Source organism: Geodermatophilus sp. SYSU D01106, from assembly GCF_054049995.1.
In genome coordinates this window covers 1-15,200 of the sequence record NZ_JBJGYM010000026.1, presented here as the reverse complement: position 1 = coordinate 15,200, position 15,200 = coordinate 1, and the positions used below count along the sequence as shown (strand labels likewise).

General features: G+C 77.5%; 17 protein-coding genes. 10 read left to right on the top strand and 7 right to left on the bottom strand.

All coding sequences use genetic code 11. From position 1 onward, the window contains the following. Positions 1-67 precede the first annotated feature (67 nt). The 3 genes from ACI78R_RS20690 to ACI78R_RS20680 are packed head-to-tail and all read left to right on the top strand — an operon-like array spanning position 68 to position 2,697. Entirely contained in the window at positions 68-460 is a 393-nt protein-coding gene (locus ACI78R_RS20690; protein ID WP_457042105.1) for a hypothetical protein, read from the top strand. 3 nt (positions 461-463) lie between these two features. Next, positions 464-2,041, top strand: a complete 1,578-nt coding sequence (locus tag ACI78R_RS20685) for a sensor histidine kinase (protein WP_457042104.1) — start codon at positions 464-466, stop codon at positions 2,039-2,041. Further along, positions 2,038-2,697 carry a response regulator transcription factor gene (locus tag ACI78R_RS20680; protein WP_454555682.1) on the top strand — a complete coding sequence of 220 codons (660 nt, stop codon included), beginning with the start codon at positions 2,038-2,040 and terminating at the stop codon, positions 2,695-2,697. The genes ACI78R_RS20685 and ACI78R_RS20680 overlap by 4 nt, the downstream gene beginning before the upstream one ends. Before the next feature lie 55 nt (positions 2,698-2,752). Here ACI78R_RS20680 and ACI78R_RS20675 read toward each other — a convergent pair whose 3' ends face one another. The 4 genes from ACI78R_RS20675 to ACI78R_RS20660 all read right to left on the bottom strand — a co-directional run bounded on the left by ACI78R_RS20675 (position 2,753) and on the right by ACI78R_RS20660 (position 6,047). Then, complete coding sequence (locus tag ACI78R_RS20675; protein ID WP_457042103.1) at positions 2,753-3,112, bottom strand: hypothetical protein; 360 nt, start codon at positions 3,110-3,112, stop codon at positions 2,753-2,755. Positions 3,113-3,242: 130 nt separating this feature from the next. Continuing rightward, on the bottom strand, positions 3,243-3,701 hold the full coding sequence (locus tag ACI78R_RS20670) for a hypothetical protein (RefSeq protein WP_457042102.1): 459 nt from the start codon (positions 3,699-3,701) through the stop codon (positions 3,243-3,245). 88 nt (positions 3,702-3,789) lie between these two features. Next, positions 3,790-5,028: a hypothetical protein gene (locus ACI78R_RS20665; RefSeq protein WP_457042101.1), complete on the bottom strand. Its 1,239-nt coding sequence runs from the start codon at positions 5,026-5,028 to the stop codon at positions 3,790-3,792. Positions 5,029-5,084: 56 nt separating this feature from the next. Further along, positions 5,085-6,047 carry a helix-turn-helix transcriptional regulator gene (locus ACI78R_RS20660; protein WP_457042100.1) on the bottom strand — a complete coding sequence of 321 codons (963 nt, stop codon included), beginning with the start codon at positions 6,045-6,047 and terminating at the stop codon, positions 5,085-5,087. A gap of 107 nt (positions 6,048-6,154) precedes the next feature. On the opposite strand from ACI78R_RS20660, the gene ACI78R_RS20655 reads away from it, so the two are divergent. Continuing rightward, on the top strand, positions 6,155-6,556 hold the full coding sequence (locus tag ACI78R_RS20655) for a VOC family protein (protein ID WP_073422445.1): 402 nt from the start codon (positions 6,155-6,157) through the stop codon (positions 6,554-6,556). A 3-nt stretch (positions 6,557-6,559) separates the two neighbouring features. Here the strand turns inward: ACI78R_RS20655 and ACI78R_RS20650 are convergent, their stop codons facing one another. Further along, entirely contained in the window at positions 6,560-7,315 is a 756-nt protein-coding gene (locus ACI78R_RS20650) for an SDR family NAD(P)-dependent oxidoreductase (RefSeq protein ID WP_073422446.1), read from the bottom strand. Positions 7,316-7,325: 10 nt separating this feature from the next. Next, positions 7,326-7,937, bottom strand: coding sequence for a nitroreductase family protein (locus ACI78R_RS20645; protein ID WP_336029639.1), 612 nt, complete (start codon positions 7,935-7,937; stop codon positions 7,326-7,328). A gap of 59 nt (positions 7,938-7,996) precedes the next feature. On the opposite strand from ACI78R_RS20645, the gene priA reads away from it, so the two are divergent. From priA to hisF, 3 genes are read left to right on the top strand one after another with little or no spacing between them, the layout of a single operon-like run. After that, on the top strand, positions 7,997-8,731 hold the full coding sequence (gene priA, locus ACI78R_RS20640) for a bifunctional 1-(5-phosphoribosyl)-5-((5-phosphoribosylamino)methylideneamino)imidazole-4-carboxamide isomerase/phosphoribosylanthranilate isomerase PriA (RefSeq protein WP_073422448.1): 735 nt from the start codon (positions 7,997-7,999) through the stop codon (positions 8,729-8,731). After that, positions 8,728-9,120 (top strand): RidA family protein, encoded by a 393-nt coding sequence (locus ACI78R_RS20635; RefSeq protein WP_457042099.1) that lies wholly within the window; start codon positions 8,728-8,730, stop codon positions 9,118-9,120. The genes priA and ACI78R_RS20635 overlap by 4 nt, the downstream gene beginning before the upstream one ends. Beyond that, the gene (gene hisF, locus ACI78R_RS20630; protein WP_073422450.1) at positions 9,117-9,911 is read left to right on the top strand and encodes an imidazole glycerol phosphate synthase subunit HisF; all 795 of its coding nucleotides are present in this window, start codon (positions 9,117-9,119) and stop codon (positions 9,909-9,911) included. The genes ACI78R_RS20635 and hisF overlap by 4 nt, the downstream gene beginning before the upstream one ends. 36 nt (positions 9,912-9,947) lie before the next feature. Here hisF and ACI78R_RS20625 read toward each other — a convergent pair whose 3' ends face one another. After that, on the bottom strand, positions 9,948-10,586 hold the full coding sequence (locus tag ACI78R_RS20625) for a TIGR03085 family metal-binding protein (protein ID WP_073422451.1): 639 nt from the start codon (positions 10,584-10,586) through the stop codon (positions 9,948-9,950). A 112-nt stretch (positions 10,587-10,698) separates the two neighbouring features. On the opposite strand from ACI78R_RS20625, the gene ACI78R_RS20620 reads away from it, so the two are divergent. The 3 genes from ACI78R_RS20620 to ACI78R_RS20610 all read left to right on the top strand — a co-directional run. After that, positions 10,699-12,474, top strand: a complete 1,776-nt coding sequence (locus ACI78R_RS20620) for an ABC transporter ATP-binding protein (RefSeq protein WP_457042098.1) — start codon at positions 10,699-10,701, stop codon at positions 12,472-12,474. Next, positions 12,471-14,300: an ABC transporter ATP-binding protein gene (locus tag ACI78R_RS20615; protein ID WP_457042097.1), complete on the top strand. Its 1,830-nt coding sequence runs from the start codon at positions 12,471-12,473 to the stop codon at positions 14,298-14,300. The genes ACI78R_RS20620 and ACI78R_RS20615 overlap by 4 nt, the downstream gene beginning before the upstream one ends. 320 nt (positions 14,301-14,620) lie before the next feature. After that, a partial coding sequence (locus tag ACI78R_RS20610) for a DUF222 domain-containing protein (RefSeq protein ID WP_457042096.1) occupies positions 14,621-15,200 on the top strand: 580 nt, incomplete at its 3' end.

Genomic DNA, 15,200 nt, shown 5'->3' with positions numbered 1-15,200 from the left:
CGGCGGATGAGAGTGCTCTCACCACCGTCTCACCGGCCGGCCACCGCGGCGGGCGAGGCTCGGCGCCGTGCGCTCCCGCCTCCTGCTCGCCGTCCTGGCCGGCCTCGCCGTCGTCCTGCTGGCCGGCGGCACCGCGTGGGCGCTGCTCGGCCCGGCCGGCGGGGGCACGCCGGCGGTGCCCGCCCGCATCGACGTGCCGGCCCGGGAGCCGTCCGGCCCGTCGCCGTTCCCGGACCCCGGCCCCTCGGCGGAGCCGTCGCCGGAGCCCGTGCCGACGCCCGCCCCGCAGCCCGCCCCCGCCCCGCAGCCCGCGCCGCCGGCCACCGACGTCGTCCCGCCGCCGCCGCTGCCCGACGACGACGGCCCGGGGGACGACGGGGACGACGAGGGGGACGACGACGTTGACGACGACGGCGGCGACGACGGGAACGACGACGGGAACGACGACGGGAACGACTGACCGATGAGCGAGGAGCCGACCCCGGCGACCGGGTGGCGCGCTGCTGCCCGGCGGCGGCTGACGCCCCGCGCCGCCCGCGTGCGCATCATCGGCTGGGCGCTGCTGCTGGTCCTGCTGGCGCTGGCCCTGGTGACGCTGGTGACCTGGCGGCTGCTGGTGCGCGCCACCGACGAGCGGATGGACGTGGCGCTCGCCGCGGAGGTCGAGGAGTTCGACCGCATCACCGCCTCGGGCATCGACCCCGACACCGGCGAGCCCTTCGCCTCGGTCGCCGACGTGCTGCAGACGGTCATCACCTACAACCTCGCCCGGCCGAACGAGAAGTTCCTCGGCTACGTCGACGGCGCCTACCGCTTCCAGAGCCGCATCGAGGCGCCGGTGCTGCTCAGCGAGGACGCCGCGTTCGCCCGGCTGGCCGGCGACGTCCGCGAGCCCACGTCCGGCCGGTACGCCAGCGGCGCCGGCGAGGTCCGCTACCTGGCCGTGCCGGTGACGCTGGAGGGCGACCCGGCGCGCGGGGTCGCCGTCGTCGCCTACTTCGCCGACCAGGAGCGGCAGGCCGCCGACGACACCGCGCAGCTGATGCTCGCCGTCGGCGCGGTCACCGTGCTGCTCGCCGCCGCCGGCGCCTGGGTGGTGGCCGGGCGCGTGCTCGCCCCGGTGCGGGAGGTCGCGGCCACCGCCCAGGGCATCACCGAGACCGACCTGTCCGGCCGGATCCCCGTCGAGGGCCGCCCCGACGACGAGCTCACCGGCCTCGCCCGCGCCGTGAACGCGATGCTCGACCGGGTCGAGGGCGGGGTCGCCGCGCAGCGCCGGTTCCTCGACGACGCCGGACACGAGCTGCGCACGCCGATCACCATCGTCCGCGGCCACCTCGACGTCCTCGACCCCGCCGACCCCGACGACGTCCGGGCCACCGTCGCCCTCGTCGACGACGAGCTCGAGCGGATGAACCGCATGGTCTCCGAGCTGCTGCTGCTCGCCCGCGCCGAGCAGCCGGAGTTCGTCCGCCCGCAGCCGGTCGACGTCGCCGAGCTGACCGCCGAGGTGTTCGGCAAGGTGCGCCGGCTCGGGGACCGCGACTGGCGGCTCGGCGCCGTCGCGCGCGCCGACCTGCTGCTCGACCCGCAGCGGCTCACCCAGGCCGTGGTGGCGCTCGCGGACAACGCCGTCCGCTACACGGAGCCCGGCGACCGGGTGGTGCTCGGCAGCCGGCTCAGCGGCGCCGACCTGCTGGTGTGGGTGGACGACGCGGGCCCCGGCATCGCCGCCGCCGACCAGGAGCGGGTCTTCGAGCGGTTCGCCCGCGGCAGCGCCGGTGCCCGCCGCAGCGACGGCGCGGGGCTCGGCCTGTCGATCGTGCGGGCGATCGCCGCCGCGCATGGCGGCCGCGTCGAGCTGCACAGCCGCCCGGGGGAGGGCGCCACCTTCACGCTGGTGCTCCCCGCGCGCCTCGCCCCGCCCGAGCCCGACGACCCGGGTGACGACCCGCTGGACACCGTGGACGACGACCTGGCGACCCCGGCGCTGTCCGACCGGGTGCCCGACCCCGTACCGACCGAGGGAGGTCCCCGGTGAGCCGGGTGCTGATCGCCGAGGACGAGCCGCGGATCGCCGCGTTCGTCGAGAAGGGCCTGCGGGCCAACGGGTTCGCCACCACGGTGGTCGGCGACGGCCTGTCCGCGCTCGACCACGCCCGCGGCGGGGAGTTCGACCTCGTCGTGCTCGACATCGGCCTGCCCGTCCTCGACGGGTTCGCGGTGCTGCGCGCGCTGCGGGCCGAGCGCAACGCGGTCCCGGTGGTCGTGCTCACCGCCCGCGACAGCGTGCAGGACACCGTCGCCGGGCTCGAGGGCGGCGCCGACGACTACATGGCCAAGCCGTTCCGGTTCGAGGAGCTGCTGGCGCGGGTGCGGCTGCGGCTGGCCGGCGCGCGGCAGGGCGAGGTCACGGTGCTCACCGCCGGCGACCTGTCGCTGGACCTGCGCACCCGCCGGGCCAGCGTGGGCGACCGCACCGTCGACCTCTCGGCGCGTGAGTTCGCCCTCGCGGAGACCTTCCTGCGCCACCCGGGGCAGGTCCTCGCCCGGGAGCAGCTGCTCAGCCACGTCTGGGGCTACGACTTCGACCCGGGCTCCAACGTCGTCGACGTGTACGTGCGGTACCTGCGCCGCAAGCTCGGCGCCGACCGCATCGAGACGGTGCGCGGGATGGGCTACCGCCTCGCGGCCTGAGACGCGCCGCGGCCCCGGCCCCCGCGAGGGGACCGGGGCCGCGGCGTGCCGGAGGTCAGTCGAGCGGGGTGTCGTCCGCGTCGGGGTTGACGTCGTCGGGCGTCGCGTCGTCCGGGGTCGCGTCGTCCGGGGTCGCGTCGTCCGGGGTCGCGTCGTCGGGGGTGGTGTCCGGGGTGTCGACGGCGCTCTCCGCGGGGGAGTCGGCGGTCTCGGGCGAGGCGTCCGCCGCGGGGGCGGCGGACACGGCGTCGGGAGTGGCGTCGGGGGTGTCGTCGGCCGTGTCGACGGCGGCGGCCGCGGGCGGCTGCGCGGAGCCGTCGTCCGCGGCGGCGGCGACACCGATCCCGGCCAGGCCGAGGCCGGTGAGCGCGGTGCCGAGGGTGACGACCTTCCAGGTGGCGGGGCGGCGGGTCACGGGGTCCTCCAGGGTCTCGTCTCGCTGTCGGGGTCCACGGTCCCCACCGGGGGTGAGGGGACCGGGAGAGGCGGATGAGCGGTTCCTCATCCGCGGGCCGCGCCGGCGGGGGCCGGCGCGGCCCGTCCGGTCAGTCGTCGGTGTCGGGGGTGTCGGTGTCGGGGGTGTGGACGTCCGGCGTGTGGACGTCCGGCGTGTGGACGTCGGGCGTCTGCACGTCCGGGCTGTCGACGTCGGCGACCGGCGGGGCGGGGACGACGTCCGGGCTGTCCACGGCGCTCTCGGCGGGGGAGTCGGCGGTCTCGGGTGAGGCGTCGGCAGCCGGGGCGACCGGGGCGGCGTCGGGGCTGTCGACGGCGCTCTCGGCGGGGGAGTCGGCGGTCTCGGGCGAGGCGTCGGCGGCCGGGGCGGGAGCGGCCGCGGCGTCCGGGGTGTCGTCGGCGCCGTCGTGCGCGGCGACCGACACGGCGGCCGGCTGCGGGGCGGGCCGGTCGTCGTCGGCCGCGGCGGCACCGGCGCCGGCGATGCCGAGGCCGGCGAGCGCGGTGCCGAAGGTGACGACCTTCCAGGTGGCGGGGCGAGCGGTCACGGGGTCCTCCTCAGGGGGTCGAACTGCTGACACCTCCCACGGTGTCCGCCGCCGGTGAGGCCCCCGGGAGACCGCGGTGAGCGCCCGCTCATCGGGATGAGGACGTCCTCATGACCTCCTCGGCCAGCGCCACCCGGGCCTCGGTCGCCTCCGCCCACGCCGCCTGCTGCACCCGGAACGGGCCGGTGGCCAGGCCCACCAGCACGCCGGCCACCCGCGCGGCCAGGTCCGCCCCGCCGCCGGCCACCGCCTCCACCCGCGCCCGGTAGGCCGCGACCGGCGCCGGGTCGGCGGCCAGCCGCTCGAGCAGCAGGAGGTGGCCGAGCAGCGTGGCCCGGTCGTCGGCCCGCGCGCCCGGCCCGGCGGTGTCGACGTCGAGCAGCCCCACGACCGCGCCGCCGCCGACCAGCAGCTGGGCCTCGTAGAAGTCGCCGTGCACCGGCACCACCGGCCGGCGCTCCACCGCGGCCGCCACCGCGGCGGTCAGCCGCTCCAGCCGCGGCGCCAGCCCCGGGCACACCATCCCGAGCACCGCCGCGTGCCCGCGCAGCCGGGGCAGCGGGTCGGTGGGGTCGCGGCGCCCGGGCGGGGCGAGCGCCGGCAGGCCGAGCGGGGGCAGAGCGTCGAGCAGCTCCTCCAGCGCGGCCGGGGGCGGCAGGACGGCGGGGTCGCCGCCGAGCGCCTCGCGCATCGGCGTCCCGGGCAGCGCGGGCAGCACGAGCACGCCGTCGTCGGTGGCGGCGAGCACCGGGGGCACCGGCACCGCCGGGACGAGCGCGGCGTGCCGGGCGGCGAGGCCGGCGGCCGCGGACGGGCGGACCACCTTGAGGAACCAGCGCCCGGCCGGCGAGGTCACCTCCACCACGGCCCGCCGGCCCGGCCGGTAGGCGCGCAGCCGCAGCCGCGGCGCCCCGGCGTCGACGCCCAGCTCCGCCAGCCGCCGCGCCACCCCGGCCGCCGAGGCCGCCCAGGCCAGCCCGGGCAGCGCCGGGTCCAGCGGCCAGCGCCACAGGCCCACGGTCACCGTCTCCCCGCCGACGTCGCCGGCCAGCACGGCCGCCCCCGCGGGGACCTCCGCGCCGGTGGTCGCGGCGAGGGACTCCCGCGTCGCGCGCCCGTCGGCCCAGTCGACGACGGCGCTCCAGCGCACCGTGGCCGCGGCGTCGGGCCGCAGCGTGACCGTGACCGGCGCGAGGGTGCGCAGCCGCCCGCCGAGCGGGCCGAGGACGGCGGACCACAGCTCCGGCGCCTCCTCGCCGAGCAGGACCTGCAGCGACGGCGGCCACGACGGCGGCACGGGGGCGGGGGCGAGCACGGCGGAGTCCACGCCGCCACGCTCCGGGGCCGCGGTGACGGCGGGGTGAGACGGCGATGAGGCCGCTCTCACCCGCGGTTGCGCTCGACCAGCTCCGCCCCGATCGCGGCCAGCTCCGCGCGCACCGCGGCCGGCTCCAGCACCTCGACCGCGCCGCCGAACCCGGCCAGCTGCTCCGCGACCGACCGGGCGGTGTGCGCGGCCACCCGCAGCACCGCCCGGCCGTCGCCGTCCGGGTCGTCGTCCGGGCCCGCCGCCTCGCAGTGTCGGCCGAAGCGGTCCCGCAGCACGGGCGCGAGCCGGGCGGGCACGCGCACGCGGGCGCCCACGAGCGAGCGGCGGCGCTCCAGCTCGCCGACCACCTCCTCCCACACCCCCGGCAGGTCGAGGCCGTCCGGTCGCTCGAAGACCTCGCCGGTGGGCGCCACCGCGCCCATCCGGTCGACGCGGAAGGTGCGCCGGCCCTGGGCCGTGCCGGCGACGAGGTACCAGGTGCCGTCCTTGTCCACGAGGCCCCACGGCTGCGCGCGCCGCCGGGCCGGGGGACCGCCGCGGCCGGCGTAGTCGAACGCCACCTCCCGCCGCCCGACGACCGCGTCGAGCAGCGGCGCGAGCTCCGGCCGGTCGCGGGCGCGCTCGCCCCACCCGGCCGGGTCGACGACGACCGCCTCCGCGGCGGCCGCGGCCTCGGCGCGGAAGGTGCCGGGCAGCGCCCGCAGCAGCTTGCGCAGTGCCGCCCGGGAGTCCGGCGCCGCCGGGGCGGACCCGGACGCCGGGCCGAGCAGCAGGAACAGCGCGCGGGCCTCCGGCGCGGTGAGCCCGGTGAGGTCGGTGCGGGCGCCGCCGAGCAGCTGCCACCCGCCGCCGCGGCCGGCCTGCGGGTAGACGGGGAGGCCGGCCGCCGACAGCGCCTCGAGGTCGCGGCGCGCGGTGGCCACCGACACCTCGAGCTCGGCGGCCAGCGACGCGGCGGTCACCCGGCCGCGGGCCTGCAGCACCAGCAGGGCGGCGACGAGGCGGTCGGCTCGCATGGTGGTGAGGATGCCGTGGAAAGTGCTCAGGAGGTGAGCACGTTGCGCGGCAGTGTGGTCGGCGAGCGGGACGCACCGGGCGGCCCGCCGGACGGAGGGACCCCCCCGTGCTCCGAGGCCTGGCCACCGTGACCCTGACCGCCGACGACGTGCCCGCCGCCGTGCGGTGGTACGCCGACCTGCTCGGCGTGCAGCCCTACTTCGCGCGGCCGGTGGAGGGGCCGCCGGCCTACGTCGAGTTCCGCCTCGGCGACGACGAGGACGAGCTCGGCGTCATGGACGCCCGCTACGCCGCCTGGCCGGTCGGCCGGCCCGCCGGCGTCGTCGTCCACTGGCACGTCGACGACCTGCCCGCCGCCGTCGACCGGTTCGAGGCGCACGGCGGCACCGTGGTGCAGCCGCCCACCGTGCGCGGCGAGGGGTGGGCGACCGCCGTCGTCGCCGACCCGTTCGGCAACCTGCTCGGCCTGATCACCAGCCCGCACTGGGCCGGGGCGCACGCCGGGTGAGGCTCAGCTGCGCAGGTAGGAGGCGCCGTTGACGTCGACGATCGTGCCGGTGCTGAAGCGGGCCTCCGGCGAGGCGAGCCACAGCACCGCCGCGGCCACCTCCTCGGGGCGGGCCACCCGGCCGAACGGCGACTGCGCCCGCACGGCGTCGCCGCCGGGGCCGTCGAGCACCTCGCGGGCCATCTCGGTCTGCACGAAGCCCGGCGCCACGGCGGTGACCGAGATGCCCAGCGGCGCCAGTGCCAGCGCCATCGACTGCGCGAAGGCGTTCATCCCGGCCTTCGACGCCCCGTAGGCGGGGTTCTGCGGCTCGCCGCGGAAGGCGCCGCGGCTGGACACGTTCACCACGGCGCCCCCGCCGGCGGCCCGCAGGTGCGGCACGGCGCGGAAGGTGGCGTGCGCGGCGCCGAGCAGGTTGACCGCGAGCGTCCGCTCCCACACCTGCCGCCAGTGCTCGAACGAGGACTCCAGCGGCGGGGAGGCCACGAAGACGCCGGCGTTGTTGACCAGCACGTCGAGGCCGCCGAGCGCCCCGGCGGCCTCGTCGACCATCGCGCCCACCGCGGCGGCGTCGGCCATGTCGGCCTGCACCAGGACGTGGCCGTCCCCGGGCAGCTCGGCGAGCACCGCCTCGGCGCGCTCGCGGGAGCTGCCGAAGTGGACGGCGACCCGGTCCCCCCGCCCGGCGAAGGCCCGGGCGATCGACCGGCCGATGCCGCGGGAGCCACCGGTGACGAGGACGGCGCGCGAGGAGGTCACGGCGGGGGAGTCAACCAGCCGCGCCCCAGCGGCCCCGGTGCACGACCTCCTCGACGCCCCGCCGGCCCCGCTTGAGCGACGGCGAGCGCCGGTCGCCGTCGCCGGGGTACCCGACCGACACGACGCCCACCGGGCGGTGGGTGGCGGGGACGCCGAAGGCGTCGCGGAAGGGGTCCACCCGCTCGGCGGGGATCCCGAACAGGCAGGCGCCGAGCCCCTCGTCGACGGCGGTCAGCAGCACCATCAGCGCGGCCATCCCGGCGTCGACGTCCCAGTAGGGCACCGGCCAGCGCGCCTCGTCGCGGTCGGTCCAGCCCTTGTCCGGCTCGGCGTAGCGGTCGAGGTAGGCGTCCTTCGACGACAGCGGCACCACCAGCAGCGGCGCGCGGCGCATCCGGGTGAGCCACGCGTCGGGGGCGCCGTCGGAGGCGGTCACCGACCAGAACAGGTCCCGCTCCTCGGGTGACTCGAGCACCAGGAACGCCCAGCCCTGGGTGAACCCGGCCGACGGCGCCCGGATCGCGTGCGCGAGCAGCCGCTCGCGGACCTCCGGAGGCACCGGCCGGTCGGGGTCGTAGTCGCGCACCATGCGGCGCCTGCGGACGACGTCGGCGAACTCCACCGCCGCAGCCTGCCGGAGGCGAGGCAGGTCACCCTCGCCCGGTCCCTACGCTGGTCGCCGTGCCGACCCTGCAGCTGCTCCCCGCCGTCGACGTCGCCGACGGCCAGGCCGTCCGTCTCGTGCAGGGGGAGGCCGGCAGCGAGACCTCCTACGGCGACCCCCTCGACGCCGCTCTGCAGTGGCAGCGCGACGGCGCCGAGTGGGTGCACCTGGTCGACCTCGACGCCGCCTTCGGCCGCGGCAGCAACCGCGAGCTGCTGGCCCGCGTCGTCGGCGAGCTCGACGTCGACGTGGAGCTCTCCGGCGGCATCCGCGACGACGAGTCGCTGGCCGCGGCCCTGGCCACCGGCTGCCGCCGGGTGAACCTCGGCACCGCGGCGCTGGAGTCGCCGGAGTGGTGCGCCCGCGCCATCGCCGAGCACGGCGACCGGATCGCCGTCGGCCTCGACGTGCGCGGCACCCGGCTGGCCGCCCGCGGCTGGACCCGCGAGGGCGGCGAGCTCTACGAGACCCTCGCCCGCCTCGACGCCGAGGGCTGCGCCCGCTACGTGGTCACCGACATCACCAAGGACGGCACGCTGCGCGGCCCGAACCTCGAGCTGCTGCGCGAGGTCTGCGCCGCCACCCCGAAGCCGGTGGTCGCCTCCGGTGGCGTCAGCTCGCTCGACGACATCCGGGCGCTGGCGGGCCTGGCCGCCGTCGGCGTCGAGGGCGCGATCGTCGGCAAGGCGCTCTACGCCGGCGCCTTCACGCTGCCCGAGGCCCTCGCCGTCACCCGCGAGGCGTCGTCGTGAGCGTGCGGCGGATCGGCTCCGGCGGGCCCTGGGAGGACGTCGTCGGCTACAGCCGGGTCGTCGTCGCCGGGGACGCCGCCTGGGTGAGCGGCTGCACCGCCACCGTCGACGGCGAGGTCGTGCACCCCGGCGACATGGCCGCGCAGGCCCGGGTCGCGTTCGGCGTGCTGGTCGACGCGCTCGAGTCGGCGGGCCTGTCCGCCGCCGACGTCGTCCGGACCCGCATGTACGTGACCGACACCGGCCGCTGGGAGGAGGTCGGGCGGGTGCACGGCGAGGTGTTCGGCGCGGTCCGGCCGGCCACCGCGATGATCGGCGTGGCCTCCCTCCTGCACCCCGACATGCTGGTCGAGGTCGAGGCCGACGCGGTCCGGGGGGCCGGGTCGTGAGCCTCGCCGTGCGGGTGATCCCCTGCCTGGACGTCGACGCCGGCCGGGTGGTGAAGGGCGTCAACTTCGTCGACCTGCGCGACGCCGGCGACCCGGTGGAGATGGCGCGCGTCTACGACGCCGAGGGCGCCGACGAGCTGACCTTCCTCGACATCACCGCCAGCTCCGGCGACCGCGAGACCACCTACGACGTCGTCCGGCGCACCGCCGAGAGCGTCTTCATCCCGCTCACCGTCGGCGGCGGCGTGCGCAGCCCCGACGACGTCGACCGGCTGCTGCGGGCGGGCGCGGACAAGGTCGCGGTCAACACCGCCGCCGTCGCCCGGCCCGAGCTGATCAGCGAGATCGCCGACCGCTTCGGCAACCAGGTGCTGGTGCTCTCCCTCGACGCCCGCCGGGCGCGCGACGGCGCGGTCACCGACTCCGGCTTCGAGATCACCACGCACGGCGGGCGCCGCGGCACCGGCCGCGACGCCGTCGAGTGGGTCGTGCAGGCCGCGGAGCTCGGCGTGGGCGAGGTGCTGCTCAACTCGATGGACGCCGACGGCACCCGCGCCGGGTTCGACACCGAGCTGATCCGCGCGGTCCGCCGCGAGGTGAGCGTGCCGGTGATCGCCAGCGGCGGCGCGGGCGCGGTCGAGCACTTCCCGCCCGCGGTGGAGGCCGGCGCGGACGCGGTGCTCGCGGCCAGCGTCTTCCACTTCGGCACGCTCCGGATCGGCGACGTGAAGGCCGCCCTGGCCGGCGCCGGCGTCCCCGTCCGGCACGAGAGGGACACCCCGCTCACCTGACGGCGTCCCCTGCACCCCCGCGGACCTGCACGGGACTCACTCCGCGGGGGCGCCCCCGCGGACCGCGACCCGGGCGACCTCGCGCCGGCCGGTCGCCCACAGCAGGACCTCCAGCGGCTCGCCCTCGACGGTGGTGACGTCGGAGCCCGCGCGGATCCGCTTGCCGGGACCGGGGACGTCGCTGCGCTGCAGCACCAGCCCGCCGGGGTACCGCGGCGCCATCGAGCGGGCGAACAGCTGCGCCGCGCCCCACAGCCGGTCGGCGTCGCGCAGCGGCAGCGCCCGCGGCTCCCAGTCCGGCTGCGCCCGGCGCACGTCCTCGTGGTGGATGGCGAACTCCGGCCCGTCCACCAGCGACGCCGTCGCCCAGGACCCCGGCATCCACACCGGCGCGCCCGCCCGCACGCGGGACACCAGCTCCGGGTAGGGCGTCGTCGTCCGCAGCCGCTCCTCCAGCCGGGTGGCGTGCGCGTGCAGCCGGTCGCCCACCGGGGTGCGCTCCAGCGCGTAGCCCGGCAGCGCGTCGGGCCGCCGGTCGCGGGTCACCAGGTGGGCGGCCAGGTGGGCCGTCGTCCAGCCCGAGCAGCAGGTCGGGGCGTCGGGCCCGAGCTCGTCGAGCAGGTCGGCGAGCCCGGCGCGCTCCCGGGCGGCGAGGGGGCGGGAAGCATCGGTCACCGCGCGGGGTTACCGATCCCGTCGAGCCGGAAAACCCGCAGGCCCCTGTCGGCGGTACCGGTTAGCCTGACTAACGACCGCGGACCTCCGCGGTCGGACCCCGAGGAGACCCGTGCCCCGCGCCAGAGACGCCGTCGTCCGGCGGGGTCTGCGCCACGTCGGCCTGGCCATCCGCGAGCAGCGGACGATGTTCACGCTCGCCGTCCTCGCCAGCAGCCTCTACGCCGGCATGACCGTGCTGTCGGCGTTCGTCATCGGCGGCATCACCGACCGCGTGGTGCTCCCGGCCTTCGCCGACGGCGACACCACCGCCGGCGCGCTCACCCTCGCCGTCGCCGTGCTCATGGGCGTCGCGCTGCTGAAGATCCTCGGCATCCTCGGCCGGCGGCTGTTCGCCGGGATCATGGCCTACCGGCTGCAGGCCGACTACCGCCGCCGCGTCACCGCGCAGTACCTGCGGCTGCCGCTGTCCTGGCACCAGCGCCACCCCACCGGGCAGCTGCTGTCCAACGCCAACTCCGACGTCGAGTCGGCCTGGTACTTCGTCTCCCCGCTGCCCTTCGCCTGCGGCACGCTGGTGATGATCGCGATCACCGTCGTCGCGCTGGTGCTCACCGACCCGCTGCTGGCGCTGGTCGGCCTGGTCGTCTTCCCGCTCGTGTTCGTGCTCAACGCCGTCTACTCGCAGGTGATGAGCCCGCGCATGCAGCGGGCCCAGCAGCTGCGCGCCGAGGTCAGCGAGATCGCCCACGAGAGCTTCGACGCGGGCCTCGTGGTGAAGACCCTCGGCCGTGAGGACGTCGAGAGCGCCCGGTTCACCGAGCGCGCCGAGGAGCTGCGCGACGGCCTGGTCGCCGTCGGCCGGGTGCGCGGCCTGTTCGACCCGCTCATGGAGGCGCTGCCCAACCTCGGCACCCTCGCGGTGCTGGTGGTCGGCGCCGGCCGGGTCGCCTCGGGCGCCACCGACGCCGGCGACCTGGTGAGCATCGCCTACCTGTTCACCCTCCTCGCGCTGCCCATCCGCGCGATCGGCTGGGTGCTCGCCGACCTGCCCCGCGCGCTGGCCGGCTTCGACCGGGTCACCCCCGTCCTCGACGCCACGGGGGAGACCCCGCACGGCCCGGAGGCCGCGGCCCCCGGCGACGGCGGCGCGCGCCTGGGCCTGCGCGCGGTCGACCACGTCTTCGACGGCGCGAGCCGGCCGGTGCTCTCCGGGGTCACCTTCGAGGTGGCCGCCGGCTCCACGGTCGCCGTCGTCGGGCCCACAGGCTCCGGCAAGTCCACGCTGGCCGGCCTGCTCGTCCGGCTGGTCGACCCGGCGAGCGGCGAGGTGCTGCTCGACGGCGTCGACGTCCGGCGGCTGCGCGAGGGCGAGGTCAGCGGCCAGGCGGCGTTCGTGCCGCAGGGCACCTTCCTGTTCGACGACACCGTCCGCGGCAACGTCACCCTCGGCGCCGGGTACGACGACGACGAGGTCCGCGCCGCGCTGCGGGTGGCCGCCGCCGACGACTTCGTCGACCGGCTCCCCGAGGGCCTCGACACCCGGGTCGGCGAGCGCGGCGCCACCCTCTCCGGCGGCCAGCGACAGCGCCTGGCGCTCGCCCGCGCCGTCGTCCGCCGGCCCCGGCTGCTCGTGCTCGACGACGCCACCAGCGCCGTCGACCCTGCCGTGGAGGCGCGCATCCTCGACGCGCTGCGCTCCGCCGACCGCCCCTCCACCGTGGTCGTGGTCGCCTACCGGCAGGCCACGATCGCGCTGGCCGACGAGGTGGTGTGGCTGGAGAACGGGCGGGTCACCGCCCGCGGCAGCCACGAGGAGCTGCTGGCCACGGTGCCCGGCTACGCCGCCCTGGTCCGCGCCTACGCGCAGGCGGAGGTGGCGGCGTGAGCGCGGTCGCCACGGGAGCCTCGGAGCGCAGGGAGGGCGCGATCGCCACGCTGCGGCGCGGGCTGCGGATGCTGCCGGAGTTCCGTCGCGGCCTGCCCGCCACCTTCGCGCTGGCGCTGGTCGCCACCGCCGGCCGCGTCGTCGTGCCGATCGCCGTCCAGCAGGTCATCGACCGCGGCCTGCTCGCCCCCGGCGGGCCCGACCTCGGCCTGGTCCGCACGCTGGTGCTGGTCTGCGCCGTCGTCGTGCTGGTCACCGGCGTCGCGGTCTACCGGATGAACGTCCGGCTCTTCCGCACCACCGAGACGGCGCTGGCCGGGCTGCGCGCGCGGGCCTTCCGGCACGTGCACGACCTGTCGGTGCTGCACCAGCAGGGCGAGCGCCGCGGCTCGCTGGTCTCCCGTGTCACCAGCGACGTCGACCAGCTGTCGACCTTCATGCAGTGGGGCGGCGTCATCGGCGTGGTGAGCCTTGGCCAGCTGGTCGTCGCCACCGTCGTCATGTCGATCTACTCGTGGCAGCTGACCCTGCTGGTCGTCGTCTGCTTCGTGCCGCTGGCGATCGCGGTGCGCTGGTTCGCCCGCCGCCTGCAGGTGGCCTACGGCATCGTCCGCGAGCGGGTCGGCGACGTGCTGGCCGCGGTCTCGGAGTCCGTCGTCGGCGCCTCCACGGTCCGCGCCTACGGCATCCGCGAGCGGACGGCGGCCCGCCTCGACCGCTCCATCGGCCGGCACTACCGGGCGCAGGTCGACGCGCAGAAGGTCACCGCCGCGGTGTTCGTCAGCGGCGAGCTCGTGGCCGCCGTCGCCAACGCCGCCGTCATCGTCGTCGGCGTGCTGCTCGGCCTCGCCGGGCAGGTCAGCGCCGGCACGCTCGTGGCCTTCCTGTTCCTCGTCACGCTGTTCGTCGCCCCCGTGCAGACCGCCACCGAGGTGCTCAACGAGGGCCAGAACGCCATCGCCGGGTTCCGCCGCGTGCTCGACGTCCTCGACACCGAGCCCGACGTCCGCGACCCCGCAGCCACCGGCGCCGCCCGCGAGCTGCCCGCCGGGCCGCTCGGCGTCGCGCTGGAGCACGTCACCTTCCGCTACGCCCCGGGCGCCCGCGCCGCGCTGGACGACGTCGACCTCGTCCTCCCGCCGCGGCGCCGCTACGCCGTCGTCGGCGAGACCGGCTCGGGCAAGACGACGTTCGCCAAGCTCGTCACCCGGCTCATGGACCCCACCGCGGGCCGCGTGCTGCTCGGCTCCGACGCCGGCGGCTGGGTGCCGCTGACCGAGGTCGCGTTCGCCTCGCTGCGCCGCCGGGTGGGCATGGTGCCGCAGGACGGGTTCCTCTTCGACGCCACCGTCGCCGACAACGTCCGCTACGGCCGGCCCGGCCTGACCGACGCCGAGGTGACGGCTGCCTTCGAGGAGCTCGGCCTCGGCGACTGGCTCTCCGGCCTGCCCGACGGCGTCGCGACGGCGGTCGGCCAGCGCGGCGAGTCGCTGTCGGCGGGGGAGCGGCAGCTGGTCGCCATCGCCCGCGCCCACGTCGCCGCGCCCGACCTGCTGGTCCTCGACGAGGCCACCAGCGCCGTCGACCCGGCCACCGAGCGGCGGCTCACCCTGGCGCTGGACCGGCTCACCGAGGGCCGCACCACGCTGACGATCGCCCACCGGCTGTCCACCGCCGAGCGCGCCGACGAGGTGCTCGTCGTCGACGCGGGCCGGGTGGTTCAGCGCGGCACGCACGCCGACCTGGTCGACGCCGTCGGCCCCTACGCGCGGCTGCACGCCTCGTGGCGGCGCTCCTCGGCCGCGGCGCCCGAGCGCGTCGGCTGAGCCGGCGCCTCATCGCCCCGTGGCCCTCCGGCTCAGGGAGCGGCCGACCCGCTGGGCAGTGCGCTCTGACGCCGCCGGTCCCCTTGGCGCCGCCCCCAGGCGACTCGGCGGGATGGCGCCGGGTGGACGTCGCGGTTCCCGGTCGCGGGCACGGTCCCGGCTGATGCGCGGCTGAGGCTGACGAGGGCTCACCGAGTAGCCGGCCGGATTGCCGATCGGCAGGGTGTCGTCCGGGATCTAGCCTCTGACCTGCGGTTTCGTCTTGTGCGGCCGCCTCCGGTCGGCTAGTGTCGAACACACGTTCGATGCGAGGTCGGGAGGTGAGCAGGGTGGGGGAGCTGGCCTCCGCGCTCGACGCCCTGGCCGCGGTCGACCTCGACGAGCTCGGCGACGCCGAGCTGCTGGACCGGGCCCGCGAGCTCGTCGTCGCCGCCCACCGGGTGCACGCCGAGCTGACCCGGGTGGTGCGCCGCAGCGACGTGCGCGGCGCGAGCGAGCACGACGGCGCGCGCACCGTCCGCGGCTGGCTGCGCGGCGTCCCGCGGATCTCCGGCGCCTGGGCCGGTGACCTGGTCCGGCACGGCCGCGCCCTGGAGTGGCTGCCCGCGACCGCCCGCGCCTACGCGCAGGGAGCGCTCGGCGCCGACCAGGTCGACGTGATCGCCGTGATCGTCACCCCCGCCCACCTCGACCTCGCCCGCGCCCAAGGCATCGACGTCGGCGCCGTGGAGGCGACACTGGTGCAGCTGGCCGGTGCGGGCACCCACCGGCAGCTGCAGCAGGCGGTCGGGGACTACCTGGCCAAGCTCGACCCCGACGGCGCCGAACCCGACCCGGCCACCGAGCGGGCGGTCACCCTCGTCCAGCACCCCGACGGCACCTGGACCATCGGCGGGCACC